Source organism: Agrobacterium sp. 10MFCol1.1 (assembly GCF_000381165.1).
In the GTDB taxonomy this organism is placed as follows: Bacteria; Pseudomonadota; Alphaproteobacteria; order Rhizobiales; family Rhizobiaceae; genus Agrobacterium; species Agrobacterium tumefaciens.
Window position 1 is genome coordinate 190,040 of sequence record NZ_KB906078.1, and the last position, 25,034, is coordinate 215,073.

General features: G+C 58.4%; 22 protein-coding genes and 2 tRNA genes. 14 read left to right on the plus strand and 10 right to left on the minus strand.

Going from position 1 to position 25,034, the window contains the following annotated elements:
• Positions 1 to 6: 6 nt before the first annotated feature.
• The 3 genes from map to F617_RS0117985 are packed head-to-tail and all read right to left on the minus strand — an operon-like array spanning position 7 to position 3,481.
• Positions 7 to 840 carry a type I methionyl aminopeptidase gene (gene map / locus F617_RS0117975; RefSeq protein ID WP_026330927.1) on the minus strand — a complete coding sequence of 278 codons (834 nt, stop codon included), beginning with the start codon at positions 838 to 840 and terminating at the stop codon, positions 7 to 9.
• A gap of 31 nt (positions 841 to 871) precedes the next feature.
• Positions 872 to 1,591: a DNA/RNA nuclease SfsA gene (gene sfsA / locus F617_RS0117980; protein WP_019566219.1), complete on the minus strand. Its 720-nt coding sequence runs from the start codon at positions 1,589 to 1,591 to the stop codon at positions 872 to 874.
• A 30-nt stretch (positions 1,592 to 1,621) separates the two neighbouring features.
• A complete protein-coding gene (locus F617_RS0117985) occupies positions 1,622 to 3,481 on the minus strand; it encodes an alpha/beta hydrolase (protein ID WP_019566220.1) in 1,860 nt (619 codons plus the stop codon).
• 138 nt (positions 3,482 to 3,619) lie between these two features.
• Between F617_RS0117985 and F617_RS0117995 the strand changes: the two genes are divergently transcribed.
• On the plus strand, positions 3,620 to 4,042 hold the full coding sequence (locus tag F617_RS0117995; protein ID WP_003515396.1) for a hypothetical protein: 423 nt from the start codon (positions 3,620 to 3,622) through the stop codon (positions 4,040 to 4,042).
• Positions 4,043 to 4,426: 384 nt separating this feature from the next.
• Here F617_RS0117995 and fnrN read toward each other — a convergent pair whose 3' ends face one another.
• The gene (fnrN, locus tag F617_RS0118005) at positions 4,427 to 5,152 is read right to left on the minus strand and encodes a transcriptional regulator FnrN (protein ID WP_003515395.1); all 726 of its coding nucleotides are present in this window, start codon (positions 5,150 to 5,152) and stop codon (positions 4,427 to 4,429) included.
• 212 nt (positions 5,153 to 5,364) lie between these two features.
• On the opposite strand from fnrN, the gene hemN reads away from it, so the two are divergent.
• The 8 genes from hemN to F617_RS0118050 all read left to right on the plus strand — a co-directional run bounded on the left by hemN (position 5,365) and on the right by F617_RS0118050 (position 13,477).
• Entirely contained in the window at positions 5,365 to 6,714 is a 1,350-nt protein-coding gene (gene hemN / locus F617_RS0118010) for an oxygen-independent coproporphyrinogen III oxidase (protein ID WP_019566222.1), read from the plus strand.
• A gap of 114 nt (positions 6,715 to 6,828) precedes the next feature.
• Positions 6,829 to 7,113: an acyl carrier protein gene (locus F617_RS0118015; RefSeq protein WP_019566223.1), complete on the plus strand. Its 285-nt coding sequence runs from the start codon at positions 6,829 to 6,831 to the stop codon at positions 7,111 to 7,113.
• Positions 7,114 to 7,202: 89 nt separating this feature from the next.
• Complete coding sequence (locus F617_RS0118020; RefSeq protein WP_019566224.1) at positions 7,203 to 7,682, plus strand: 3-hydroxyacyl-ACP dehydratase FabZ family protein; 480 nt, start codon at positions 7,203 to 7,205, stop codon at positions 7,680 to 7,682.
• 209 nt (positions 7,683 to 7,891) lie between these two features.
• Positions 7,892 to 9,088 carry a beta-ketoacyl-ACP synthase gene (locus F617_RS0118030; protein ID WP_003515391.1) on the plus strand — a complete coding sequence of 399 codons (1,197 nt, stop codon included), beginning with the start codon at positions 7,892 to 7,894 and terminating at the stop codon, positions 9,086 to 9,088.
• A 12-nt stretch (positions 9,089 to 9,100) separates the two neighbouring features.
• Positions 9,101 to 10,384, plus strand: coding sequence for a beta-ketoacyl-ACP synthase (locus F617_RS0118035; RefSeq protein ID WP_003515389.1), 1,284 nt, complete (start codon positions 9,101 to 9,103; stop codon positions 10,382 to 10,384).
• 152 nt (positions 10,385 to 10,536) lie between these two features.
• Positions 10,537 to 11,565 carry a zinc-binding dehydrogenase gene (locus F617_RS0118040; protein ID WP_003515388.1) on the plus strand — a complete coding sequence of 343 codons (1,029 nt, stop codon included), beginning with the start codon at positions 10,537 to 10,539 and terminating at the stop codon, positions 11,563 to 11,565.
• A 4-nt stretch (positions 11,566 to 11,569) separates the two neighbouring features.
• Positions 11,570 to 12,499 (plus strand): lipid A biosynthesis lauroyl acyltransferase, encoded by a 930-nt coding sequence (locus F617_RS0118045; RefSeq protein WP_019566226.1) that lies wholly within the window; start codon positions 11,570 to 11,572, stop codon positions 12,497 to 12,499.
• 279 nt (positions 12,500 to 12,778) lie between these two features.
• A complete protein-coding gene (locus tag F617_RS0118050) occupies positions 12,779 to 13,477 on the plus strand; it encodes a hypothetical protein (protein ID WP_013636202.1) in 699 nt (232 codons plus the stop codon).
• Positions 13,478 to 13,520: 43 nt separating this feature from the next.
• Here the strand turns inward: F617_RS0118050 and F617_RS0118055 are convergent, their stop codons facing one another.
• Positions 13,521 to 14,324 (minus strand): TSUP family transporter, encoded by an 804-nt coding sequence (locus F617_RS0118055; RefSeq protein WP_026330928.1) that lies wholly within the window; start codon positions 14,322 to 14,324, stop codon positions 13,521 to 13,523.
• A gap of 179 nt (positions 14,325 to 14,503) precedes the next feature.
• On the opposite strand from F617_RS0118055, the gene F617_RS0118060 reads away from it, so the two are divergent.
• The 5 genes from F617_RS0118060 (at position 14,504) to recJ (ending at position 20,680) form a co-directional block, all read left to right on the plus strand.
• Positions 14,504 to 15,463: a nucleoside hydrolase gene (locus tag F617_RS0118060; protein WP_019566228.1), complete on the plus strand. Its 960-nt coding sequence runs from the start codon at positions 14,504 to 14,506 to the stop codon at positions 15,461 to 15,463.
• 300 nt (positions 15,464 to 15,763) lie between these two features.
• On the plus strand, positions 15,764 to 16,984 hold the full coding sequence (locus tag F617_RS0118065; protein WP_003515379.1) for an LL-diaminopimelate aminotransferase: 1,221 nt from the start codon (positions 15,764 to 15,766) through the stop codon (positions 16,982 to 16,984).
• A gap of 61 nt (positions 16,985 to 17,045) precedes the next feature.
• Positions 17,046 to 18,356: a homoserine dehydrogenase gene (locus F617_RS0118070; protein WP_003515377.1), complete on the plus strand. Its 1,311-nt coding sequence runs from the start codon at positions 17,046 to 17,048 to the stop codon at positions 18,354 to 18,356.
• 187 nt (positions 18,357 to 18,543) lie between these two features.
• Positions 18,544 to 18,768, plus strand: coding sequence for a hypothetical protein (locus F617_RS0118075; RefSeq protein WP_026330929.1), 225 nt, complete (start codon positions 18,544 to 18,546; stop codon positions 18,766 to 18,768).
• A gap of 103 nt (positions 18,769 to 18,871) precedes the next feature.
• Positions 18,872 to 20,680, plus strand: a complete 1,809-nt coding sequence (gene recJ, locus F617_RS0118080) for a single-stranded-DNA-specific exonuclease RecJ (RefSeq protein ID WP_013636196.1) — start codon at positions 18,872 to 18,874, stop codon at positions 20,678 to 20,680.
• Positions 20,681 to 20,809: 129 nt separating this feature from the next.
• Here the strand turns inward: recJ and F617_RS0118085 are convergent.
• The 5 genes from F617_RS0118085 to F617_RS0118115 form a co-directional block, all read right to left on the minus strand.
• Positions 20,810 to 20,884: transfer RNA gene (locus tag F617_RS0118085), tRNA-Glu, on the minus strand.
• A gap of 448 nt (positions 20,885 to 21,332) precedes the next feature.
• A tRNA-Glu gene (locus tag F617_RS0118095) sits at positions 21,333 to 21,407 on the minus strand.
• Between the two features lie 447 nt (positions 21,408 to 21,854).
• Complete coding sequence (locus tag F617_RS0118105; protein WP_003515372.1) at positions 21,855 to 22,628, minus strand: amino acid ABC transporter ATP-binding protein; 774 nt, start codon at positions 22,626 to 22,628, stop codon at positions 21,855 to 21,857.
• Positions 22,629 to 22,640: 12 nt separating this feature from the next.
• Positions 22,641 to 23,798: an amino acid ABC transporter permease gene (locus F617_RS0118110; RefSeq protein WP_013636194.1), complete on the minus strand. Its 1,158-nt coding sequence runs from the start codon at positions 23,796 to 23,798 to the stop codon at positions 22,641 to 22,643.
• A 3-nt stretch (positions 23,799 to 23,801) separates the two neighbouring features.
• Complete coding sequence (locus F617_RS0118115) at positions 23,802 to 24,998, minus strand: amino acid ABC transporter permease (protein ID WP_003515368.1); 1,197 nt, start codon at positions 24,996 to 24,998, stop codon at positions 23,802 to 23,804.
• Positions 24,999 to 25,034 lie beyond the last annotated feature (36 nt).

Here is a 25,034-nt window from a genome sequence, read left to right on the forward strand (position 1 = left end):
CTGGCCTTATGCGAGTGGCGGCAGGCCCGGACGGTCAAAGCCGCCCGGCGACAGTGTGAAGATTTCGCAACCGGTCGCGGTTACGCCGACCGCATGTTCGTATTGCGCGGAAAGGGAGCGGTCGCGCGTTACTGCCGTCCAGCCATCGGAGAGTACCTTCACATGCGGCTTGCCGAGGTTGATCATCGGTTCGATGGTGAAGATCATGCCCTCGCGAATCTCCGGGCCTTCGTCCGGGCGGCCGTAGTGCAGGATATTGGGGGTGTCGTGGAACAGGCGTCCAACGCCGTGGCCGCAGAAATCACGCACCACCGAGCAGCGTTCCGCCTCGGCATAGGCCTGAATAGCCGCGCCGATCGCGCCGGTGCGCACACCCGGTTTCACTGCCGCGATGCCGAGCATCAGGCATTCATAGGTCACTTCCATCAGACGTTCAGCTGCACGCTTGATCGTGCCAACCGGATACATGCGGCTCGAATCGCCGTGCCAGCCGTCCAGAATATAGGTCACGTCGATATTGACGATTTCGCCTTCGCGCAGCGGCTTTGCGTCCGGAATGCCGTGGCAGACCACATGGTTGATAGAGGTGCAGACGGACTTGGTATAACCGCGGTAATTCAGTGTTGCCGGCAAAGCGCCATGGTCGGCGCCGAACTCGAAGACGAAACGGTCGATGGCGTCAGTCGTCACACCCGGCTTGACGATTGCCGCCAGTTCGTCGAGGCAACGCGCCGTCAGCTGGCACGCCTTGCGCATCCCGTCGAAATCCTCAGGGGTATAAAGGCGGATGACGCCGGTATTCTTGAGGGGGGCGGAGGCTGCGTCGATATAGGTGACCATCATAGTGCTTTCTGTCTCTTTACGTCCCTGTTCATAAAACAGCCGGACGCCATTCGTCCATCTTAACCGTTCCCGTGACTGAAATTTGTGCCGGGGAAACGTCGCATTTCACCGCATAGGCCTCCACGCCGCGCGACATGGCCCGCTGAAACGCCAGCGCATAGACCGGATCCAGATCATCGCAGATGCGCATCTGGTCGCAATCGTTGCGCTGAATGAGATAGAGCATCACCGCGCGGTGACCGGCCTCTGCTGCGTCGCCCAGCTCCTCCAGATGTTTGGCGCCGCGTTTGGTGGCGGTATCAGGGAATTCGGCCAGACCTTTTTCGCGCATGAAATGCACGTTTTTTACTTCCACATAGGCATCCGGCCGCCCAATTTCGGAAAGCAGGAAATCGATGCGGGAATTGCGGCCGTATTTCTGCTCGCGCCGGATCGTCGAATAGCCGGCAAGCTGCGGGATGCGGCCATTGAAGATCGCTTCTTCCGCCAGCCGGTTCGGCATGCCGGTATTGATGCCGACCACGGTGCCATCGGCCTCGACCATTTCCAGCATATGCCGGTACTTGCGGGTTGGGCTGTCATGCTCGGACAGCCAGATACGCGAGCCGGGCGTGGTCAATCCGCGCATGGAGCCGGTATTGGGGCAGGAGCCTGTAATCGCCGTGCCGTCCTCCAGAACAGCGTCGAAGAGGAAACGCTTGTAGCGGGCGATCAGCGTGGCGGGAACGAGTGGGGGCGTGAAGAGCATGTGGCCTGAAAGATGAGAGGTGGGGGCTGGTCAGGACAGGACGTAGGTTCCGGGGGCATCGCCGAGCACTGGTCGGTTGCCGTCTCCCGGCGCCCTTGCCTTTACCTTTTCGCCATTCTGGCTTTCGATCCAGTTTTGCCAGTGCACCCACCATGATCCCTTGTGGGCCGTGGCTGCGGCCTGCCAGGCATCGAAGTCTCCGGATGGTGATGCGCCTGTCCAATATTGGTATTTTTCGGATTGCGGCGGATTGACCACACCGGCTATGTGGCCGGAAGCGCCGAGCACGAATTCCACGGGGCCGCCGAACAGTGCCGCCCCCGTGAAGACCGATTTCGCTGGCGCGATATGGTCGTCGCGGGTTGCGAGATCATAGACGGGGATTTTTATGTCGCCGAGGTTGATCCGCTTGTCCGCCACGCGCATCAGCCCGCGGGCGAGATTGTTGTCGAGATAACAATTGCGCAGATAGAAGGAATGGCAGGCAGCGGTCACCCGGGTCGAATCGGAATTCCAGTAGAGGAGATCGAAGGGCAGGGGTTCCGTGCCGCGCAGATAATTATCGACCATATAGGGCCAGATAAGATCGGAGGCGCGCAGCATGTTGAAGACTGTGGCCATGATCGAGCCATCGAGATAACCGACGGCCTGCATGTGCCTGTCGAGCGCGGCGAGCTGGCCTTCGTCGATGAAGACCTTGAGGTCGCCCGCATGGATGAAATCCGTCTGGGCGGCGAGAAGTGTGGCGCTGCGAATGCGCTCATTGCCTTCCTGCGCATGCAATGCCAGAGCCGAAGACAAAAGCGTGCCGCCGACGCAATAGCCGATGGCGTTGATCTCTTTTTCGTCGGTTTGCTCCTCAATCGTGTCGAGGGCGAAATCGATACCTTCGCGGATATAGTCCTCCCAGCCCTTGTCGGCCAGCCTGGCGTCCGGGTTGATCCACGAGACCATGAACACGCTGTGACCCTGATCGAGACACCATTTAACGAAGGATTTCTGTGGGTTGAGATCGAGGATATAAAATTTGTTGATCCATGGCGGCACGATGAGCAGCGGCCGTTTGAGGGCCTTTTTCGTCGTGGGCGCGTAATGGATGATCTCGCAGAGCGGGCTTTTGGCAACCACCTTGCCTGATGTGATGGCGATGTTCTGGCCGATGACGAATTTGCTGTAATCGGTCTGGCGCAGTTTCAGATGGCCGTGGCCGGCCGCGACATCTTCGGCAAGCTGTGCCATGCCCTTGACGAGATTGGCCCCGCTGGACGCGACCGTCTCGCGGAAGACCTGCGGATTGGTGAAGACGAAGTTGGCCGGCGAGAGGGCTTCCGTCATCTGGCGCATGTAAAACAACGCCTTGGTGCGGGTGTGCTCGTCCAGCCCTTCGGCTTCCATAACCATCCGGTCGGCAAAACCGACGGTAGTCTGATAGGCTTTGAGGAGAAAATCGAAAAACGGATTGGCCTGCCAGTCCGCGTCGGCAAAACGCCTGTTCTTTCGCTCTGCCGGGCCGGTCTCCGCGGCCTTTTCCGAGCGGGAATCGGCATCTTCCGAAAACTGTGCCACCGATTTTGTCCACAGATCGAAATAGCTGGAAAGCAGATGGGTCTGGGCTTCGAGTGAGCGCTTCGGTTCAGCCATCCAATATTCGGCGACGTCGGACAGCGTCTTGACGAGGTCGGTCATCGGATCGGCGCTGGTCTGCGGAATTTCACCGCGTTCGCGGGGTGCCAGCCATTCGGACGCGGCTTTGCCGAGGTTTTCCAGCGCGCGGGCGATGTTGACCGCAAAGGCTTCCGGGTCGCGGATCAGGTAAGCCTCGGCGGATGTGGCGTCGAAACCGGGCGTTTTGCCACCCTTTTTCTCTGCCCCGCCGTCAACACCTGCCATGCGCTGTCCTCCACCAAATTTGTGTTTGCACATTCTGCATGAAAACGAATACAAGTTCCACCAGCAAGGGGAGGCCACGAAGAGCCGAACCGCAGTCGAATTCGATATCGGCGATATCCTTACAGGCGGAACATGACGATGGGCAAGCACATGGGTACATGGGGAAGATTTGCGGAAAACGCTGGAAGGATCGCCCTTCTTTCGCTTTCCGGCGCCATGCTCGTTACAGTACTTGCCGCCTGCAAGACCCCGGCACCGATCGTCGCACCGGCCCATATGCCCCACCCGCAAGCCCAAATCGTCGGCCCGCGCCCCGTCAGCGACAATGTGGTGAGCCAGAGACGCGATACCGGCACCTATCCAAGCTTTTCAGCGCCTATTACGGCTGCCGGCAGCCAGATGGGGGATGATGAAGCGTCCAAAATGGAATCGAACCTGTCGCGCCTGGGTGCTGCACGCCGCAACGGCCAGATTTCGGAAGCTGAATACAAACGCCGAGTCGCGGAATTGCGGGCGCTTGGCGAAAACCAGAAGCCGGTTGCGACGCCTGTTACGCAGTAAGGTTCTTCCGTTCGTCGTTCTCGGGCCTTTACCGAGAATCGACAACCTGTGGATCTCGGGATTCGCTCGGCACAAGGCCGAGGATAACGGCAATCCTTGTGCTTCATTCTGTACCAAGCCGCTCTCATAACCCCTTATTTACCCTGCCTTTGAACCATATGCTTACTGAAGATGTTAAGCGGATGGATGCGCTTTGCCGCTTATGATGCGGTCATAACAAACAGGCCGCTGAAAAAGCGGTAGACAGGGTGAAATATCATGAGATGCATCGCTGCTTTGCTGGTTCTTGCCGGTTTTGCGCTCGCACCCGCGCAGGCGCGGGCGCCGTACATCAACATCGGAACGTCAGCGCCGCAGGGACGATGAAAAGTTGAAAAACGCCGGTCAGTCGTTTCCGGCGGCTTCGCTGAGCATATCGAGGTCCGGCACTGTAATATGACGGTTGTTCTCGATGCTGATAGTGCCTTCCTTGCGCAGCTTAGTCATTTGCCGGCTAACTGTTTCGATGGTGAGACCAAGGAAATCGGCTATATCTGCGCGCGATAGCGGCAGGTCGAACGTTGATTTATCGTCCTTTTCCGGATCGATATGCGTGGCGATCATATAAAGGAAGCTGGCAACCTTTTCCTGTGCCGATTTTCGGCCAAGTGTCAGCATCCAGTCGCGCGCCTCATCCAGTTCCTTCAGAGACTGGCTGTGAAGCTTACGTTCCATATCCGGCACTTCGGAAACCATGCGGTCGACGATGCGGCGCGGGAACAGGCAGATTTCCACATCGGTTGCGGCTTCCGCCGTCATCTTGCTTTCCGCCATGAACGGGCGGCCGAGAAAATCCGGTGCAAATTGCAGGCCGACGATCTGCTGGCGGCCATCCGACATCATCTTCGAGAGCTTCACCACGCCGTTGAGAATGTTGCCGTAGGAGCTGACGAGCTCCCCCTGGGCAAGCAACTCGTTGCCCGCTTCCAGCTTCTTACGGCTGGAATGACGGTTGAGGTCGCAGAGCTGCTGCGGCGTCAACGTGCTGCAAAGACCACCGTGACGCGCCTCGCAGGAGCGGCATACGACGGGATATTCCGAATTGTGGATGGTCTTCTGTAGCGTGTCCATCAGCCTTTTCCGATGCTGGCTTTAAGGGACGAATGCGACCGCAGGTGTAAAATCCGGTCTTTTCGAAGGCTTGCGCCGTGTAGTCGTCGCCCCCGCGTCTACTTTAGCAAGAACTTAAGGTGCAATTTGATTGAAGTCAAAGTTGCAAACTGTCGCAGCCGTTACTGAAGGGGAGGAAATCGACATTTTCTTGATAAAAGGCAAATCCGGGGATGAATACCGAACTTCTTCGCAAATATTCGGGCGCCGTGCCGCGTTACACAAGCTATCCTACCGCGCCGCACTTTCACGAGGGAATCGATAATGGCACCTATCGCCGCTGGCTCGGCGAGCTTGGCCACCGGAACCGGATATCGCTTTACCTGCATATTCCCTATTGCGACCGGCTGTGCTGGTTCTGTGCCTGCCACACCAAGCACACGCTGAAATACGAGCCGATTGCCGTTTATCTTGAGGCACTTAGGCGGGAGATAGAAGCCGTCGGCTCGCTTGTTTCCCCCGATGCAGTGGTCAGCGCGGTGCATTTTGGCGGCGGTTCTCCCACTATGCTGAGGCCTGAAGACATGGTGGGCCTGATGGACTGTCTAAGACGCCATTTCACCTTTGGTCTGGCGCCCGAAATCAGCGTGGAAATGGACCCGAACGATCTTGACGAAAGTCGCTATGACGCGCTTGCCGTCATCGGCATGACGCGCGCGAGCCTCGGTGTGCAGGACTTTGATGACAAAGTGCAAAAAACCATCAACCGGATTCAGACCTTCGAGCAGACGGAATCGGTGGTAGATGCCGTGCGGGCAAGGGGCGTTCACTCGGTCAATTGCGACATTCTCTATGGCCTGCCGTTCCAGACCTGCGAGACATTGCAACAGACGGTTGACCAGATCATCTCACTCGACCCCGACCGGATCGCGCTGTTCGGTTATGCGCATGTTCCGTGGATGAAAAAACACCAGTCGCTGATCCCTGAGCAGGCATTGCCAGATATTGCCGAGCGCTACCGCCAGATGACGATGGCGGCGGAGATGCTCAGCAAGGCGGGTTACAGGGCAATCGGGATCGATCACTTCGCCAAGCCCGCCGACACTCTGAGCCGGGCGGTCGAGACGGGGGAGCTGCGGCGGAATTTTCAGGGCTACACCACTGACACGGCCGATGCCCTGATCGGGCTTGGTGCATCCGCGATCGGCCGGTTGCCCCAGGGCTACGTGCAGAACATGGTGGCGACGGGGGAATATCAGCGGATGGTGGGCGAGGGTGGTTTCGCGGTTCTAAAGGGAATAGAATTGTCTGACGAGGATCACCTGCGCTCCTATGTCATCGAGCGGCTGATGTGCGATTTTTCGCTCGATCTGGGCGATTTGAAGCGGCGTTTCGGCAGGGCCAGCCATTCCATCAGCATGGAGGCGCAGCTTTTCGCTGGCGGCGACAGGGACGGTGTGGTGCGGATGGATGGCGATGTTTTTGCCGTGACGGAGGCGGGAAAACCCTTTGTCCGTCATATTGCGGCAACCTTCGACGCCTATCTCGGCAGCGGACGCGGCCGTCATTCGGTTGCTGTTTAGGCAACAGTTTTAAGGCAAATTTCAAAGTTACGTAACGAAACCATTGGCTTTTTTGTGCGACTTGCCTATGTGGTGCGTCAGACAGGATATTTAATACGAACGACAATAAGGATTATGGGCGTGACAGCTACATTCGACAAGGTTGCCGACATTATCGCCGAAACCAGCGAAATCGACCGCGAAACCATTACGCCGGAAAGCCACACGATCGACGATCTGGGCATCGACAGCCTCGACTTTCTGGATATCGTTTTCGCCATCGACAAGGAATTCGGTATCAAGATCCCGCTCGAGCAGTGGACGCAGGAAGTCAACGAAGGCAAGGTTACCACCGAAGAATATTTCGTGCTGAAGAACCTCTGTGCCAAGATCGACGAATTGCGCGCAGCCAAGGGCTGAGGCGATAATGCCCGCTTCGAGCGGGCATTTCTTTTTCTGGACCTGACCTTCAGGGACGGGTCGTAACCGACCAGAAACGGGCCGGACGGATGCTGCTTGAATATTTTCAGATGATCGACAAGGTCGAAGCCGTGGATATGGCGACGCGCACATTGAAGGCGCGGTCTGTCGTTCCCGACAAAAGCCCGGTTTTCGAGGGACATTTCCCCGGCATGCCGCTGGTTCCGGGCGTGCTTCTGATCGAGACCATGGCGCAGGCTTCCGGCATGATGGTTCTGGCGTTCAGCGATTTTTCCGCCATGCCCTTCCTGATGTCGGTTGACGGTGCCAAGATGCGCACCTTCGTGGAGCCGGGCGCGGTTCTCGATATCGAGGCGGTGCTGGAACATGACGGTTCGGGTTTTGCAGTCACCAAGGCGAAGATCACTTGCGAAGGCAAGAAGGTCTGCGATGCGCAGCTGAAGCTCAGGACAATGCCTTTCAGCGAAATTCCGCTCGCGCCTATCGTCAGGAAGCGGGCCGAGGAAGTCGGCCTGATGGCGGCGATTGCCGCGGATGCGCAAAAATAAGCGCTTCCGCTGATGCCGGGAGACGGCATTTTTACCCTAGACCCGGTTTTGATTCACGAAAATCGTGGGCTTGTGCTGGCGGATCGGGCCTTCACCATTGCCAATCCGCATCGCGCGCTTTATTCCGCAACGCATGGAGTGGTCGTTTGCGACCGCTGTTGGATAGCCGTGACCGCTTCAATGGGTCAGGCTGCAAAGGATGACAGACGATGAAATCTGACAATGATGTGGTGATAACCGGGGTCGGCATCGTGACCTGTCACGGCGTCGGCAGCCAGGCGCATCTTGCGCTTCTTTCGGGAACTGCGGCGCCGGCAACGGTGATCGAGACCGAAAAGTTCAAACCCTATCCGGTTCATCCCATGCCGGAGATCGACTGGTCCACGCAGATTGCCAAGCGCGGCGACCAGCGCCAGATGGAAAACTGGCAGCGTCTCGGCGTTTTTGCCGCCGGCCTCGCGCTTGATGATGCAGGGCTGAAGGAAAACCCGGAAGCCTGCGCTACCATGGACATGATCGTGGCTGCCGGCGGTGGCGAGCGCGACATCAATGTCGATACGCTGATTGTCGATGAGGCGCTGAAACGCAACGACCGCGAAGTGCTGCTCAACGAGAAGCTGACGACGGAATTGCGTCCGACCCTGTTTCTCGCCCAGCTTTCCAATCTGATGGCCGGTAACATTTCCATCGTGCATAAGGTCACAGGGTCCTCCCGTACCTTCATGGGCGAGGAAGCAGCCGGCATTTCCGCCGTCGAGACTGCGTTTCACCGTATCCGTTCCGGCGAATCCAGCCACGCCCTGGTGGGCGGCGCCTTCTCGGCCGAGCGCCCGGACATGATCCTGCTGTTTGAAGCGATCGGCGCGCATGCGCAGGGCGATTGGCAGCCTCTTTGGTCGCGTGGCGGCCAGGACGGCGGCGGCATGATTTCCGGTTCGCTGGGAGCCTTCCTGGTGCTGGAATCGCGCAAGCACGCCAGTGAACGCGGCGCACGGATCTATGCCCGCATCGACGCCATCGAGGGCGATCGTGGTAGCCGTGATGACGGCAAGATGGAAAAGCGCATGGAACGGCTGCTTGCCCCTGCAAAGGACAGTGCTGCGACCGTCGTGTTTTCCGGTGCGAGCGGTTACGACGCCGTGACGCAGCGTGAAAAGAATATTCTCGAAAAAGCTTTGCCGCAGGCCGTCATTCGCGGTTTCGGCGGTATCACCGGCCATGGACTTGAAGCACAGTTCCCGCTTGGGCTGGCGCTTGCTGCCCTGACGCTTGAAAGCGGCGCGAAGGTTCCTACTTTCGATGGCGCCGCGGAAAAGCCCATGGGCGAGGCGGCCAGCGAAGCGGTCGTCACCACCGTCGGCCATGTGCGCGGCGAAGGTGTCGCCGTTCTGTCCCGTGACGTGTGAGGAGAAAAGACCATGACTTCCAACTTCAAGGATCATCTCGGTCGCCCGATCGTTGCAGTCACCGGTATGGGCATTATCACCTCGCTTGGGCAGGGTCTTGCCGATAACTGGGCGGCTCTGACTGCGGGCAAGTCGGGCATCCACAAGATTACCCGCTTCCCGACGGAGGGGCTTTCCACAAGGATCAGCGGCACCGTCGATTTCATCGACATCCCGGTTCCGAATTCCGTCGAGCGCTCTTATGCCTTTGCACGCGAGACAACCATTGAGGCTTTGGCGCAGGCCGGCATCTCGGGCGATTTCGATGGCCCGCTGTTTCTGGCTGCACCACCGATCGAGCCGGAATGGAGCGCGCGTTTCGAGCTTGCCGACCGGTCTCCGCCGGCCGCCCAGCCGGGTGATGCCTATGAACGGTTCCTGACGGCTTTCCGTCAACGTCCGGACCCGGCGTTTCAGGAAGCGGCTCTTTTCGGCGCGATTTCGGAGCGTCTTTCGGACCGCTTTGGTACACGCGGCCTGCCGGTCACGCTCTCGACGGCCTGTGCATCCGGCGCGACCGCAATCCAGCTTGGTGTCGAGGCTATCCGCCAGGGCCGCACCGAGCGCGCGCTGACGGTTGCGACAGACGGTTCGGTCAGCGCCGAAGCGCTGATCCGCTTTTCGCTTCTTTCGGCGCTGTCGACCCAGAATGAGCCGCCGGAAAAGGCATCCAAGCCGTTCAGCAAGGACCGCGACGGTTTCGTGATCGCCGAAGGTGCGGCAACGCTGGTGCTGGAATCGCTGGAATCGGCGATTGCGCGCGGGGCGAAGGTTCTCGGCATCATCAAGGGCGCCGGTGAAAAGGCGGACAGCTTCCACCGCACGCGTTCCTCGCCAGATGGCGGCCCGGCGATCGCGACGATCCGCGCCGCACTTGCGGATGCGGGTGTTGCTGAAAGCGATATCGGCTACATCAACGCCCACGGCACCTCGACGCCGGAAAACGACAAGATGGAATATGGCTCGATGCTTGCCGTCTTCGGCGAAGGCCTGAAAGACATTCCGCTGTCATCCAACAAGTCGATGATCGGCCATACGCTGACGGCGGCCGGCGCGGTTGAGGCGGTGTTCTCGTTACAGACCATGCTGACCGGCACCCTGCCGCCGACGATCAACTACAACAACCCTGATCCGACCATTTCGCTCGATGTGGTGCCGAATGTGAAGCGGGACGCGACGGTCAATGCCGTGCTTTCCAACTCCTTCGGGTTCGGCGGGCAGAATGCCAGCCTTGTCATGACGCGTGAACCGGCTTAACCGGTTCCGCCAGAATACAGGGGCGTTTCCGGCCTGAACGAAGCCCGGGAACGCTCTCGCTGGTGTGACTACACATTCCGACCGCAAAACCGTTACAGAGTTTTGCTGGAATTACTCTTGAGATAGACGCCTCCGGGCGAAGGACTAAAAACATGCGCGCTCTTCAACTCGTGGACGACCGGAAGCTCGAAAAAGTGGACCTGCCTGAACCCGATGCACCAGGTCCGGGCGAGGTGACGCTGCGCGTCAAGGCCGTGGCGCTGAACCACATCGACGTCTGGGGCTGGCGCGGCATGGCTTTTGCCAAGCGCAAGATGCCGCTGACGATCGGTGCTGAGGCTTCCGGCGTAGTGGAGGCCATTGGCCCGGGCGTTTCGAATGTGCTGCCTGGCCAGCTCGTCGCGATCTACGGCGCGCGCACCTGCGGGATCTGCAAGCCGTGCCGTGAAGGCCGTGACAATCTTTGTGAACATGTTCAGGGCGTGCACGGTTTCCATCTCGACGGCTTTGCGCAGGAAAAGATCAATATTCCCGCCCGCCAGCTCGTTCCGGCGCCGCATGGCGTCGATGCCATCGGCGCGGCTCTGGCGCCTGTGACCTTCGGCACGGTCGAACACATGCTGTTTGACAATGCCAAGCTGGAATCGGGCGAAACGATCCTCGTGCATGCCGGCGGTTCCGGTATCGGCACGGCGGCGATCCAGCTGGCCAAGAAGATGGGCTGCACCGTCATCACCACGGTCGGCTCCGACGACAAGATCGAACGGGCGAAGGCTCTGGGTGCCGATCACGTCATCAACTACCGGACCGACCGTTTCGAAGGCGTCGTGCGCAAGCTGACGAAAAAGAAGGGTGTAGACGTGGTGTTCGAGCATGTCGGCAAAGACACCTGGGCGGGATCGATGTTCTCGCTGAAGCGTGGCGGCCGTCTCGTCACCTGCGGCTCAACCTCAGGCGTATCGACCGATATCAACCTGATGATGCTGTTCCAGCAGCAGCTGAAGCTGCTCGGCTCCTTCGGTTGCCGCATGGAAAACATGGCCAACGCCATGCAGAAGATGGCGCGCGGCATCGTTCATCCTGTCATCGACACGGAAGTCACCTTCGAGGATATCGACCGGGCGCTGGAGCGCATGGAAACGCGCCAGGTATTCGGCAAAATCGTTCTGCGGATGGATTGACGCCTTGAAACTGTTCATTACGCGGATCGTCCTGAAGCTGGACCATTTCCGGCAATGGCTGATTGCGACGTTTGCCTTCGGCCTTCTCAATCTGCTGAAGATATTTCCAGCTGACGCGGGAATTCGCGCTGCCGACAGGCTGGCGCGCTTCGTGGGGCCGAAAACCGGCCGCCACAAGCTGATGCTCTACAATCTGGCGCGCGCCTTTCCGGAGAAATCCGAAGAGGAGCGGCTTACCATCGCAATGGACAGCTGGGGCAGCATGGGGCGGCTTGCGGCGGAATATGTCTTTCTCGACAGGCTGTTCGATTTCGATCCGGAAAATAGCGAGCCGGGCCGTATCCGGGTCGAGGGTATTTCGACGTTTATCGAGCTTCGCGATAACCCGCGGCCCTTCATCGTATTTACTGCCCATAGCGGCAATTTCGAATTGTTGCCGGTGGCCAGTTCTGCCTTCGGTCTGGATGTGACGGTGCTGTTCCGGCCGCCGAATAATCCTTTCGTGGCCGACAAGGTGTTCAAGTTCCGCAAGGAACGCATGGGCAATCTCGTGCCGTCGCATGCCGGCTCTTCCTTCGCGCTTGCGCGGCAGCTGGAAAGGGGCGGCGGTGTCGGCGTGCTCGTTGACCAGAAGTTCGGCAAAGGCTTGACGACGAAGTTCTTCGGCCATGAGGTGCGCACCAACCCGCTTCTTGCCAAGCTGGTGCGGCAATTCAATTGCGATGTCTATCCCGCCCGCTGCGTGCGTCTGCCTGATAACCGCTACCGGCTGGAAATAGAGCCGAGGGTTGAAATTCCGCGCGATGAAAAAGGAAATGTCGATATTCAGGCGACGGCGCAGCTTTTGAATGACAAGGTGGAAAGCTGGGTCCGCGAATATCCCGAACAATGGCTGTGGTATCACGACCGTTGGGACGTTAAACACCAGATCTGATTATTTGCAGCGCGGCCGAATTTCTAGTGATTTTTTACAGAATTCGGTCGTAAAATTGCGTTTTTAAGTATTTTTACTTATTAGTGGAACCTTATTTTTCGTTCATGGATTATCGAAATTGAAAAAATAGCAGTAGCTATGATATTTTAGAGATTAATCCCTGCGGCGGTCCTGCGTGTCGTTACGTCATTTTTTAATGCACAGACGCTACAATGAGGGGATAAGTGTCTATCCATTCGGATTGGGAGCGGGCTGTTTGCCCGTTCAGGGAGAGTTGGGTTGAAAGATTTGATTGAGCTGTTCTGGCTGCGTTATACGGAACTGCAATCAGCGGTTGGTAAGAACGAGGCCGACAAGATCGCAGTGCTGGAGCGTGAACTGGAGCTGCTGCTTGATCGGGTCATCGGGCGTAAGACCGGCAGTTCCGAGGACATTCGTGAGCAATTCCGTTTCGCCATCGACCTCCTTAATCACGAGGCGGAAGATCTCGGCTGCGTGCAGCGCAATTCCGATCTTTTGAGAACGCTGGTTGACCGCTATGTCGGCATGCCGCTCAAGGCAAAGGTGATCGGCGACGAGGACGAGGACATCCTGGAGTGGCATCACCGCCATCTCATTCTCGATGAGGATATGCTGAACGACCTCGACGAGCCGGTGGTCGTCGTTTCTCCCGGTTATCGGGTATCATTCTCCAACGGGATCGATGCTTTTCCGCGCAATACGCCGGAAGGGCCTTTGGGATGTCATATCGCCGAGCTTGTCGGAGTACACCGTTTTCAGAACGATCTGCGGGAGAGGCTCGACAATTGCTTCAAGGGCGGTACGTCGAAATACACCTATGCCGAAGATCATGACGGCCATACGATCGTAAAATCGCTGGAAATGTCGCCCTGCTATTCCTCCAACTACAAGCTGGTTGGCGCAATGGTGGTCATCCGCGAAATCGCCGATCGCAGGCGCCGTCGCGCCACGGCATAAATTCACGGTTCGAACGCAAGCGTCGAGCCGTGTCCTTTTCCTGTCATTTCGGGAAGATGGTTTCCCAGATCGTGGCGATTGACCATGCGGATGAAGCATCCGCAAGAAGCTTCGTCGCCATTGCCAGACAGGAAAGAACCAAAAGCGGGCGGATGATCTTCGCGCCGTTTTTCATCGCAAACCGCGATCCGATCTGCGCGCCGACGAACTGGCCGATGCCCATGGCGATGCCAAGCTTCCAGAGAACCGCGCCTCCAGCCGCAAAAACAACAAAGCCGCCGAAGTTCGAACCCAGGTTCAGAAGCTTGGTATGGGCGGTTGCCTTCAGCATGCCGAAGCCGGCAAGCCCCACGAAGGCAAGCATGTAGAAGGAACCCGCGCCGGGGCCGAAAACGCCATCATAGAAACCCACGAGCGGTGCGGCGGTGAGGCCGAACACGAAAGGCGTGATGCGGCGATGGCTGTCGATATCGCTGAGCTGCGGCTTGAAGGCGAAATACAGGGCAATCGCGATCAGCAGAAAGGGCATGATGGTGCGCAGGAGGTCTGACGGCACGAAGGCGGCGGTGAAAGCGCCGAGCCCGCCGCCGATCATCGCCATGATCGCCATCGGCAATTGCTCCCTCAGATTGACATGGCCGCGGCGGGCATAGGCAATGGTGGCCGACGCCGAGCCGAACTGCGATTGCAGCTTGTTGGTGCCGAGCGTATCGAGCGGCGGAATTCCCATGATCAGCATGGCCGGGATGGTGATGAGACCGCCGCCGCCGGCGATGGAATCGATAAATCCGGCAAAGATGGCGACGCAGAAAAGAACGAGGAAAACGTTGAGAGCGATGTCTTGCACTTGGCATGTCCAGGCGGGCTTAAGGGAGAGGGCCTCTTCTTTCACCGAAAAGATCGCCACGCAATATTTTTCTCTCCGATCCGGGACGGGCAGGGGGATTGCGGTGTTGCCGCTTATGGGTATGTTTCCGTGGCGCACCGCCAGACGCGGCGATGACGAGACATCAGGATGAGGGCATTATGCATAAAGTGATATTCGATACGGACCCCGGTGTAGATGATGCCATGGCGCTTCTTTTCCTGCACCGTCACCCCGATATCGATCTGATCGGCGTCACCACCGTCTTCGGCAACGCGCCCATCGATATCACCACCCGCAATGCGCTCTTCCTGAAACGGGAATGGCAGATGACGGCGCCGGTAGCGAAAGGTGCGGGCGTGACCTTCGATCCGGCCCGCAAGGAAGGCCACTGGCCGACTTTCATCCATGGCGAAAACGGTCTCGGCGATATCGATATTCCAGAGACCATCGATCTGCCGCTCGATCCGCGTCCCGCGCATCGCTTTATTATCGAGACGGTCAAGGCCAATCCCGGCGAGGTGACGCTGATCGCTGTTGGTCGCATGACCAATCTGGCCTTGGCGCTGCGCGAAGAGCCGGATTTTGCGGCATTGGTGAAGCAGGTGATCGTCATGGGCGGCGCCTTCGATATCAACGGCAATGTGTCGCCGGCGGCTGAGGCCAATATTCACGGCGATCCGGAAGCGGCCGATCTCGTCTTCACCGCGCCCTGGCGCGTGGTCGTCGTCGGCCTGGACGTGACGACGAAAACGGTGATGACCAGCGCCTTCATGGCCGAGATGGCAGAGGCGGGCGGCAAGCCGGTGCAGCTACTTTCCGATCTGTCGCAATTCTACATCGATTTCTACAAGACACGCACCGGCGATGGCATGGTGGTGCATGACAGCTGCGCCTGCGTTTACCTTGTTGCGCCCGAACTGTTCGAGACCCGCAGCGGCCCTATACGCGTCGTCTGCGGCGGGCTTGCCGATGGCCAGACCATTCAGAAGCCGGATGGCCGCGCCTTTCCGCCGGGCGACTGGGACGGGCATCCGAGCCAGCTCATCTGCACCGATATCAAGCCGGAGCGGGTGCTTTCCGTCATCCGCGCGGCAATTGTGAAGGGCGAGCGCGACTGAACGGCCGGAATGGCCGTTCTTGAGCATGGTCTGCCTTGCAATTTCCAAGAATCTGGCGTTATGCAGGTTTCCTGATTACATTGCGCAATTCGCCTTGCCTTTGGTCTGAAAAGGCCGCGCCGGAGCCACAAGGCGGATGATCGCGATGCCGCGTGGACCGAGAAAACCGCTGTAGGTTTTCTTGTGCTTTGCGGTACAATGAATAGCGCCCGCCGGATCGGTTCGTGTCGGCGGCGTTTAACAACAAGAACGAACTTCGTTATGGGCCGGCAGAACCGGTCCATTTCCATGAGGAAAGTGATGGAAGAGTTTCATAAGGTCCGGCGTCTGCCGCAATACGTCTTCGAACAGGTCAACCGTTTGAAAGCGAGCGCGCGAGCGGCCGGGGCCGATATCATCGATCTCGGCATGGGCAATCCCGACCTTCCGACCCCCAAGGCGATCGTCGACAAGCTGTGCGAAGTCGTTCAGGACCCTCGCACCCATCGCTATTCCTCGTCCAAGGGCATTCCCGGCCTTCGCCGCGCGCAGGCTGGTTATTATGCCCGCCGTTTCGGCGTGAAGCTGAACCCCGATACGCAGGTCGTCGCGACCCTTGGTTCCAAGGAAGGTTTCGCCAATATGGCGCAGGCCATCACCGCGCCTGGTGACGTCATCCTGTGTCCGAACCCCACCTATCCGATCCACGCTTTCGGCTTCCTGATGGCGGGCGGCGTTATCCGTTCCATGAATGTGGAGCCGGACGAGAGCTTCTTCGGGCCTCTGGAGCGGGCGGTGCGCCACTCCATTCCGAAGCCGCTGGCGCTGATCGTCAACTATCCGTCGAACCCGACGGCGCACGTTGCCTCGCTCGATTTCTACAAGGACGTGATCGCATTTGCGAAGAAGCACGAAATCATCGTGCTTTCCGACCTTGCCTATTCGGAAATCTATTTCGACGACAACAATCCGCCGCCTTCGGTTCTCGAAGTTCCCGGTGCAATCGACGTTGCGGTGGAATTCACCTCCATGTCGAAGACCTTCTCCATGCCGGGCTGGCGCATGGGCTTTGCCGTTGGCAACGAGCGGCTGATCGCGGCTCTGACCCGCGTGAAGTCCTATCTCGATTACGGTGCCTTCACGCCGATCCAGGTTGCGGCGACGCACGCGCTGAACGGCGACGGCTCCGACATCGCGGAGGTACGCAGCGTTTATCGCCGCCGTCGCGACGTCATGGTCGATACGTTCGGCAAGGCGGGCTTCGAAGTTCCACCGCCGGCGGCGACGATGTTCGCCTGGGCGAAGATCCCGGAAAAGTTCCGCCATCTCGGCAGCCTGGAGTTTTCCAAGCTTCTGGTCGAGAAGGCAGACATTGCCGTTGCTCCCGGCATCGGCTTCGGCGAAATGGGCGATGATTACGTCCGCCTCGCGCTCGTTGAAAACGAGCATCGAATTCGTCAGGCAGCGCGCAATCTGAAGCGTTTCCTGTCGAGTGCTGACGAAACGATGCACAATGTCGTTTCGCTCAATGCCCACAGATAAGGGCAACCGAAGGCGGCCGGGTCCCGGCCGTCACCATCACCAGCAAATCAGGAACATACCCATGGCAGATTCATTGAGAATCGGCATAGCGGGGCTCGGCACTGTCGGCGCTTCGCTCGTGCGCATCCTCCAGCAGAGAAGCAACGAACTTGCGATTACCTGCGGACGCGCGATTGAGATTATTGCAGTGAGCGCGCGCGACCGTTCGCGTGACCGCGGCATCGATCTCAAGGGTATTACCTGGTTCGATACGCCGGAGCAGCTTGCAAACGAAGCCGATATCGACGTGTTGGTGGAACTGGTCGGCGGTGCTTCCGGCCAGGCGGAAAAAGCTGTGCGCGCAGCACTTTCGCGCGGTCTCCATGTAGTGACAGCCAACAAGGCGCTGCTTGCCAAGCACGGCGTCGAGCTGGCGACGATTGCCGAAGACAAGGGTGCGCTTCTCAATTTCGAAGCGGCTGTGGCCGGCGGTATTCCCGTCATCAAGGCGCTGCGTGAATCTCTCACCGGCAACAATGTGTCGCGCATCTACGGTATCATGAACGGCACCTGCAACTACATCCTGACCAAGATGGAGAAGGAAGGGCTGTCGTTCGAGGTCTGTTTGAAAGAAGCGCAGCGGCTGGGTTATGCCGAAGCCGATCCCGCCTTCGATATCGAGGGTAACGATACCGCCCACAAGCTTGCCATTCTGACGACGCTTGCCTTCGGCAACAAGATTTCGGCCGACGACATCTATCTCGAAGGCATCACCAACATCTCCAGCGAGGACATTCAGGCGGCCGCCGAGCTCGGTTATCGCATCAAGCTTCTCGGCGTGGCGCAGGTGACCGAATCCGGTATCGAGCAGCGGGTGCATCCGACCATGGTGCCGCTCGATTCCGTTATCGCGCAGGTTGATGGCGTCACCAATGCGGTGGCGATCGAGTCCGATATTCTTGGCGAGCTTCTGATGGTTGGCCCAGGTGCGGGCGGCAATGCCACGGCCTCTGCCGTGCTCGGTGACATCGCCGATATCGCCAAGAGCCGTCCCGGTGCCCAGCAGGTTCCGGTGCTCGGCCGTCCGGCGAAGTCGCTGACCGATTATCGTCGCGCCAAGATGAAGAGCCATGAAGGCGGCTATTTCATCCGGCTGACGGTGAAGGACCAGGCGGGCGTCTTCGCTTCCATCGCTACCCGCATGGCGGATAACAACATTTCGCTGGAATCCATCGTGCAGCGCCAGCGCGTGCATGTGGAAGGCGCGCCGCAGACGATTATCCTCGTGACCCACGCGACGATGGAAGATGCGATCCGCAAGGCCGTCAAGGCGATCAAGAACGAGAAATATCTGGTCAGCGAACCGCAGGTCATCCGCATCGAGCGTACCTGAGACGCTTTACGATTTTTCTGAATTTGAGGGCCGCGCCACCACATGGAGGCGCGATCTTTTTTCTCCCGAAACCCGTTTTGGCGACCACCGGATAAGCCGCCATAAAATTTGAGGGGATCGCCTCAGAACCGCTGGAAAACAACGCGATTCGGCTCTATGGTTAATCATGTTACCAAGCGAGGGAGGCGTGGCTGTGACATCGATTATCCTTTTCAAGGACAGTAAGCGCGAAAGCGTTCTGGCCGCCCATCATCGGGCGCGGCCTCACAATGCCAACGACAATATTCGAGGCATGGAATTCGATATTGCTGAATGTGAGCGCAATTGGTGTTCACTTGCGGTGTTTTCCCTGTTGCTGCTGGTCGGCGCGGTATCGATCGTCAGCCCATTTTTCTCGATTTTCTCGGTGTGAAACCTCATACGGGCGTTTTTGCTTGAAAAAGGCGCCATCGCCATTTAGCCCGTTGTCATGACAAGGCGCGGATACGCATTCGCATGACAGGACGATGGACAGGATGGCAATGATGGAGCCGGCCGATACCGTGGTCCGCGCATTTCTAAGCGTGGAGCGGTCGGCGACAGAGCAACGTTGGGTTTCGCGGCTGGATCAGGCCGCACAGAACCGTGCGCTGGCCATGTCCCAGATCCATGCCATTCCCGAACTGATTGCCCGGGTGCTGGCCGGGCGAGGGGTGGGTGTGGATGAGGCTCTCGCTTTCCTCGATCCGACCATTCGCTCATTGATGCCCGACCCGCATATGCTGACAGATTGCGAAAAGGCTGCCGAAAGGCTGGTCCGCGCCATCGAGACCGGTGAGAAGGTGGCGATCTTCGGCGATTATGACGTTGATGGCGCCGCGTCTTCCGCGCTGATGTATCGTTTTCTCGCGCATTTCGGGCTGACGCCGAAAATCTATATTCCAGATCGTATTTTCGAGGGTTATGGGCCGAACCCGGCGGCGATGCAGCAGCTTGCCGCCAATGGCGCGACCCTGATCTTGACGGTCGATTGCGGCTCCACCAGCCATGAATCTCTGAATGCCGCAAAGGATGCGGGAACAGATGTGGTGGTGATCGATCACCACCAGGTCGGTTCGGAACTGCCGCCGGCGGTGGCGCTGGTCAATCCCAACCGCGAAGACGATCTTTCGGGGCAGGGGCATCTCTGCGCCGCAGGCGTGGTGTTCCTGGTTCTGGTCGCCACCCTCAGGCTGTTGAAGGACAGGCGCAACAGACAGGCGTTCACGATCGATCTGCTGGCGCTGCTGGATATAGTCGCACTCGCAACCGTATGCGACGTGGTGCCCTTGAAGGGGCTGAACCGCGCCTATGTCGTGAAGGGGTTGATTGCCGCGCGCCATATGAACAACGCCGGGCTGGCGGCGCTGTTCAGGAAGGCGGGGTTGGGTGGGCCGGTGACACCGTATCATTTCGGTTTCCTGATCGGTCCACGCATCAATGCCGGTGGCCGTATTGGCGATGCCGCACTGGGTAGCCGTCTGCTTACACTCGACGACTCGTCACAGGCGGACGTGATTGCCGAAAAGCTGGATGAGCTGAACCGCGAGCGACAGGCGATGGAAGCCGTGATGCTGGCGGAAGCCGAAGCGGAAGCGCTTTATGAGTATGGCGACGGGTCTGGCGCTGGCGTCATCGTTACCGCACGGGAAAACTGGCATCCTGGCATCGTCGGACTGCTCGCCTCACGCCTCAAGGACCGTTTCCGCCGCCCGGCCTTTGCCATCGCTTTCGATCCCTCTGGCAAGGGCACAGGCTCCGGCCGCTCGATCAATGGTTTCGATATGGGCAGAATGGTCCGCGCCGCTGTGGATGCCGGCCTGTTGGTCAAGGGTGGCGGTCACGCCATGGCCGCGGGCCTGACGGTGGAACGCGCCAATCTCGGCAAACTCCGGACCTTCTTCGAGGAAGCCGCCGCAAAGACGGTGAGCGAGCTGGTGGAAAGCAGCGTGCTGAAGATCGACGGCGCAATCGGCGCGTCTGGCGCGACCCTGCAGCTTGTCGATCAGCTGGAACAGGCAGGTCCTTATGGCTCCGGCCATTCTCAGCCCATTTTTGCCGTGCCTGCCCACCGGCTGCGCGATGTGCGTCTGGTCGGCACCTCACACGTCAAGATCACGCTGGAGGCCATGGATGGTTCACGGCTGGATGGCATCGCATTCCGCGCCGCAGAGGCCCCTCTGGGGCAGATGCTGCTGAATGCGCGTGGCAGGTCCATCCACGTGGCAGGCACCGTGGGTGCCGATCTCTGGCAGGGCCAGAGGCGTGTGCAGCTGCGTGTTCTGGACGCGGCTTTCGCGCCCTGACAGTCGGCACAGATCGAGACTTGATTTTACGGGAAAAGCTGAAGGACGGCCGGAAACGGCATGCATTCTCTATCTCACACATCACGTGAAGATTTGAACGCATAATACTGATTTTCAAGGAGAAGCAAGTGGCACGCCCTAGGGGAGTCGAACCCCTCTTTTCAGAATGAAAATCTGACGTCCTAACCGATAGACGAAGGGCGCGTGCGCTTGTGGTGTGGCGCCCTTATAGTCAGGCTCCCGTTGCTCCGCAAGCGGAAAAATTGATTTTTTCCGCTTCGTGACGAGTTTTTTTATGGAGGCCGGACCGGCTGTGGAAAACTGCGCTGGGACTGGCCAAGGCCTTGAAATTTCGCCGCTATCACTGCGCGCCGGCAATGCCTTCATGACTCGTCGAAGGCCTCGGGGCGTGGTTTTCCAACCCTTAGCTGGCATCTGCTGCCCGCCAGAAAGAACCGACACTGTTTGGCTGGAAGGGGAAAGGCAAGCCGGTCGATTTGCCCGCTGGCGATTCATCCGGCTTGCCTTCCATCGGGGGGACGGCACTCTAACGTATCGCCCTGGAATCGGTTCCGGCGCATCGATCACGCGTTACGAATTCGCTATCTGCGAAGCTGCTTTATATTTTCGAAGGGGGAAACACGAAGGCAAGTGGCACGCCCTAGGGGAGTCGAACCCCTCTTTTCAGAATGAAAATCTGACGTCCTAACCGATAGACGAAGGGCGCGTGCGCTTGTGGTGTGGCGCCCTTATAGTCAGGCTCCCCGTGGTCCGCAAGCGGAAAAATGCATGATTTGACAAAAAAATGACATTGGCTGTCAGAACCCTTGGAAAACAAGGATTTCCGTTTCGTAACAAATGGTTAAACCGAGGTCGGCTTGGCAGTTTCAGTGCTTCTCGCGGATGAAGAACGATGTGAAACGACGATTTGCAGGGGCCGGTGATTCACTCAACGGGGCTTATGGTGCGAAAGAAGCCATCAAAATGAATGGCGAACCTTACCAAACATTTCGGCGTCACCCTTGGGTTTTTGCCGAGATCTTCAACCGCTCGATTTTGTTGACTTAGATATTTAGGACAAGCCCATGGATGAGGTCGAGCGTGGAGAGGCTGTCGTCAAATGAAAACGGGGCCGAAATGGCCCCGTTTCGTGATGCTAGCTGATTGCAGTGTCTCAGTGCAGGATCTGGCTGAGGAACAGCCTTGTGCGCTCGTGCTGGGGATTGTCGAAGAATTCGGCGGGCGAATTCTGTTCGACGATCTGGCCCTGGTCCATGAAGATGACGCGGTTTGCGACCTGGCGGGCAAAGCCCATTTCGTGGGTCACGCACAGCATCGTCATGCCGTCTTCGGCAAGGCTGACCATGGTATCAAGCACTTCCTTGACCATTTCCGGGTCAAGCGCCGAGGTCGGCTCGTCGAACAGCATGATCTTCGGCTTCATGCACAGCGAGCGGGCGATCGCCACGCGCTGCTGCTGACCGCCGGAGAGCTGGCCAGGGTATTTATGCGCCTGTTCGGGGATCTTGACGCGCTTCAGATAGTGCATCGCCACTTCTTCGGCTTCCTTCTTGGGCATCTTGCGAACCCAGATCGGCGCCAGCGTGCAGTTCTCGAGAATGGTCAGGTGCGGGAAGAGGTTGAAGTGCTGGAACACCATACCGACTTCACGACGCACCTCATCGATCTTCTTCAGGTCGTTGGTGAGTTCGATACCGTCGACGTTGATCGTGCCCGACTGATGTTCTTCCAGCCGGTTGATGCAGCGGATCATGGTCGATTTGCCCGATCCCGAAGGGCCGGCGATGACGATGCGCTCGCCCTTCATCACCTTCAGGTTGATGTCGCGCAGGACGTGGAAGTCGCCATACCACTTGTTCATGCCGACGAGTTCGATTGCCACGTCCGTTGTCGAAACGGCCAGTTTTTTTGTTTGGGTTTCTGCCATTTTGAGCGTCCCTTATCGTTTATGCCCGGTGTCGAGGTGCCGTTCCATGAACAGCGAATAACGCGACATGCCGAAGCAGAATATCCAGAATATGAACCCGGCGAAAATATAGCCCGTCATTGCGGTGACAGGTGTCGCCCAGTTCGCATCCGATTGGTTGAGTGTGACAATGCCAAGCAGGTCGAACATGCCGATGATCGAGACCAGCGACGTGTCCTTGAAAAGACCGATGAAAGTGTTGACGATGCCCGGAATGACGAGCTTCAGCGCCTGCGGCAGCACGATCAGCCGGGTTTTCTGCCAATAGTTCAGGCCGAGCGAGTCTGCCCCTTCATATTGCCCCTTCGGGATGGCCTGCAAGCCGCCACGGATCACCTCCGCCATATAGGCGGACGAGAAGAGCGACACGCCGACCAGAGCGCGCAGGAACTTGTCGAAGGTCCAGCCGTCGGGAAGGAACAGCGGCAACATGATGCTGGCGAAGAACAGGACGGTGATCAGAGGAATACCTCTGATAACTTCGATGAAAAGCACGCACAGCATTTTGATTACCGGCAGGTTCGACCGGCGGCCAAGCGCCAGAAGAATGCCGAAGGGCAGGGACACTGCAATTCCGAAGAAAGACAGGATCAGGGTAACCATCAGGCCGCCCCAGAGCTGCGTTTCCACCACCGGCAGGCCGAAGACGCCGCCGATGAGGAGGAAAAACGCAATGACTGGCAGGATGATGAAAAGCGCCAGCGCATTGAGCCGCTTGAACGGCGCTTTCGGAATGAGCATTGGCACCAGGAGGATGGTGAACATGACCATCACAAGGATAGGACGCCAGCGTTCATCGATCGGGTAACGGCCGAACATGATCTGGCCGAACTTCGCCGAAACGAAGGCCCAGCATGCGCCGGACTGGCCATCGGCCAGCGCACCGCCCTGGGAGGCGGTGAGGCAGGCGATGCGATCCGTACCGGTCCATACCGCGTCTACGAACAGCCACTTGAAGATTGGTGGCAAAAGATAGGCGAGGAACGCGATGGCAAGAACCGTAAGGACGGTGTCCTTCGGCGTGGCGAAAAGTTTAGTGCGCAGCCAATGGCTGATACCAACCGCGCTTGAAGGCGCGGGTTTGGCTTCTTCAATGGTGTGGCGCACGAACGCGTGATTGCTGATCGTCATCTATTATCTCTCCACCAGGGCCATTTTCGCGTTCAACCAGTTCATGACCACGGCCGTGAGAATGGACAGCGAGAGATAGAGAACGAGCCAGATAGCGACAACTTCGACCGCCTGTCCCGTCTGGTTCAGGATCGTGCCGCCAACGGAGACGATGTCGGCGAAACCGACCGCGACCGCAAGCGACGAGTTCTTGGTCAGGTTGAGATACTGGCTTGTCAGCGGCGGGATGATGATGCGCATCGCCTGAGGAACGACGATCAGACGTGTCGTCGTGCTGGCGCGAAGACCCAATGCCTCCGCTGCCTCGGTCTGCCCTTTTGCCACGGCCTTGATGCCGCCGCGAACGATCTCGGCGATAAAGGAAGCGGTGTAGAAGGAGAGCGCCAGAAACAGCGACATGAATTCAGGTGCGACGACCGAACCGCCCGCAAGGTTGAACCGCCCGGCAATCGGGTAATCGAATGTCAGGGGTGAGCCGAGCGCGAGGAATGTCGCAGCCGGAAGGCCGATGATGAGAAGTGTTGCGGTGATGCCGGTGCGGAACTGCTCGCCGGTTCTTTCCTGCCTGGCCTTCGCCCAGCGATAAATGAAGACGCTGATGACGATGGCGACCACAAAAGCGAGCGGTATCAGCCACGTCCCTTCGCCCCAGAGAGGCTTTGGAAAGAAGAAGCCGCGATTGTTGAGGTAGGTTCCAAGCGGAAGCTGGAGCGAATCGCGGGCCTGCGGCAGAACGGATATGACGCCCTTGTACCAGAAGAAGATGACGAGCAGGGGCGGGATGTTGCGGAAGATTTCCACATAGGCCTGCGCCAGCTTCGAGATTAGCCAGTTGTTGGACAGCCGGGCGATACCGACGATGAAACCGATGATCGACGCGGCGATGATGCCGAAAAATGCGACCTGAATTGTGTTGAGAATACCAACGAGCAATGCCCGGCCATAGGTCGCATCGCTGGTGTAAGCGATCAGCGACTGGCCGATATCGAAGCCGGCTCTTCCATTGAGGAAGCCGAAGCCGGACGAAATGTTTGACCGTTGAAGATTTGTGATCGTATTCGTCACGATGATCCAGACGAAGGCGGTCAGGATGACGACTGTCAGAACCTGATAAAAAATTCCGCGTATGCGTGGATCGTAAATGAGTGACGACGCGCTTTGCGCGCGCGATCGTTGCGAACTGACCGCGTTGCCTGCCATAGGCACCTTTCCCTTTTATATGCTCTTTGCGAGCTT